The organism is Fretibacterium fastidiosum (genome assembly GCF_000210715.1).
Lineage (GTDB): Bacteria > Synergistota > Synergistia > Synergistales > Aminobacteriaceae > Fretibacterium > Fretibacterium fastidiosum.
Map to the genome: position 1 here is coordinate 1,545,678 of NC_021038.1, position 2,297 is coordinate 1,547,974.

Annotated in this window: 2 protein-coding genes and 1 pseudogene; all 3 read left to right on the forward strand. The window is 65.7% G+C overall.

The genetic code is table 11. The annotated features are described in order from the left end of the window. The first annotated feature begins 125 nt into the window (after window positions 1-125). A complete protein-coding gene (locus SY1_RS07175; RefSeq protein WP_015556627.1) occupies window positions 126-1,637 on the forward strand; it encodes an Rne/Rng family ribonuclease in 1,512 nt (503 codons plus the stop codon). Beyond that, entirely contained in the window at window positions 1,612-1,746 is a 135-nt protein-coding gene (locus SY1_RS07180; RefSeq protein WP_208873247.1) for an AAA family ATPase, read from the forward strand. The genes SY1_RS07175 and SY1_RS07180 overlap by 26 nt, the downstream gene beginning before the upstream one ends. 104 nt (window positions 1,747-1,850) lie before the next feature. Next, window positions 1,851-2,297, forward strand: a pseudogene (locus SY1_RS07185) (chromosome segregation protein SMC); the annotation flags it as partial.

A 2,297-nucleotide genomic window follows, 5' to 3' on the forward strand; every position in this document is an offset into this window, starting at 1 on the left:
GAACGATTGAGCGGTCCTGAGCGGCTGCCCCTAAGGGCAGGCCCGTTCGGGCGGCTGAAAATTTACGAGAGCCGGCGGCGCAGCGGTACCTTGCGGGCCGGCCCTCGGATCCCTAAGGAGGACAAATGTCGTCTTTAGACTGTGTGGAGCGAAAGATCATCGCCGACACCCGCGAGGACGAGGAGACGCGCGTCGCGATCCTCGAGGGTGGGCGGCTGGCGGACGTCTTTATAGAGCGCATGTGGGACCGTCAGAAAGCCGGGGAGATCTACAAGGCCAGGGTGGAAAGCGTGTTGCCGGGGATCAACGCGGCCTTCGTCACCATCGGCGAGGGACGAAACGCCTTTTTGTACCTCAACGACGTACACGGCATGAAGGTGGTCGAGAACCAGGAGATCGTGGTGCAGGTCACGAAGACGGCCATCAAGAACAAGGGGGCCCGCGTGACCCCGCGCATCTCCCTGCCGGGACGCTACCTCGTGCTGGTCCCCGACGGCGGAGAGGCCGGCGTGTCCCGCCGCATCGTCGATGAGGAAGAGCGGAGGCGATTGCGCCACTTCGCCAGGGAGTTGAAGGGGGACGACTTCGGCGTGATCATCCGAACCGCCGCGGAGGGCGTGGACGAGGAGACGCTGGCCGCGGACGTGGAGTCCCTGCTGGCGCTCTGGCGCGAGATTGAGCACGACGCGGAGCTCCAGGCCGCCCCCTGCCTTTTGTACAAGGACCGGGGGCTTTTGGGGCGGGTGTTGCGGGACGAGGTCCACGGCAGCGTCGATGAGATCATCCTCGACAGCGCCGAGGAGATGCGGCACGTGAACGAGTACGTCGCGACGCTCTACAAGACGGACCGTCCGCAGGTCTCCCTCTACGAGGGAGCCGTCCCCATCTTCGAGTACTACGGCGTCGAGGCGGAGATCGAGCAGGCCCTGGAGCGCAAGGTCTGGCTCCGATCGGGCGCCTACCTCGTGATCGAACACACAGAGGCCCTGACGGTGATCGACGTGAACACCGGCAAGTACGTCGGGGACCTGGACATGAGACACACGACGCTGGCGACGAACCTGGAGGCGGCGGACGAGGTGGCCCGTCAGCTGCGCCTGAGGTCCATCGGCGGGATCGTCGTGGTGGATTTCATCGACATGGAGTTTGAGGAGGACCGAAAAAAGCTGCTGGATCGCCTCGAGGAGGTCTTTCAGCTGGATCGGTCGAGGGCCCGCGTGTTCAGCATGACGCAGCTTGGCCTGGTGGAGCTGACCCGCAAGCGCGGGAGGCCGGATCTGAGGTCCGTGATGACCCGCGGGTGCCCCTTCTGCAACGACAACGGCTGGGTGCTGCGGGAGGACACGCTGGCCCTGTCCATCAAGCGCTTCCTGAGGAAGATAGCGCAGACGAACCGCGCGGAGGCCCTGCTGCTGCAGGCCAACTCCATGGTCGCGCAGTACGTCCGCGATACGTACCTCGCGATGTGGGAACGGGAGCTGGACGTGAAGATCCTCGTCGCCGGAATGCCGGACTTCGCCTGGAGCAAGTACCGCATCGAGCTTCAGGGGACGCTGAGCGCGGTGGAGCATCGGGCGCACCAGCTTGAGCGGCGGGAGGAGAGTTCCATCGTTGTCCATCGAGTCCCTGCACCTTAAGGGCTTCAAGAGCTTCGGCAGCCCCTGCAGCTTCACGTTCAACGGTGGATTCACCGCCATCGTCGGCCCCAACGGGAGCGGCAAAGGAGCAACATCCTGGACGCGCTGAGGTGGATTCTGGGCAAGGGCAGCGGGACGGCCCTTCGCATCCTCCGGCAGAGCGACCTCCTGTTTTCGGGCAGCATCTCCGTCCCCCCGGCGAAGGGGGCCGAGGTGCGCCTCGTCGTGACGAAGGGCGAGGATCGGGCCGTCCTGTGCCGCCAGTACGCGGAGGGTGGCGGGACGCTGCTGCTGGATGAGGAACGGATCCTGCTTCAGGACCTGGACGCGGTGAAGGAGCGATTCTCCCTTTCGGGGGAGGGCTTCGCCTTCATCGGCCAGGGGGAGGTCTCTGCGGTCATCCACCAGCGGCCCAGGGAGCGCCGGCGCCAGCTGGACCTCCTGTTCGGCGTCGACCGCTACCGCGCCCGCCGGGACGAGACGCTGAAGCGGCTCGACGACGCTCTGAGCGAGGCCCGGAGGATCGAGACCCTGATTCAGGACCTCAACGATCGCCGCGCTGAGATCGCCGCGGACGTCGGGGTGGCCGTGGAGGCCCGGGGCATCCTGGACAACCTGGAGGTCCTTCGCCGCGACTTCTACTTTTCAAAGCGCCTGGAG

Coding starts and splice junctions, on each gene's coding strand:
- SY1_RS07175 (WP_015556627.1), top strand. CDS start 126: ATGTCGTCTTTAGACTGTGTGGAGCGAAAGATCATCGCCGACACCCGC.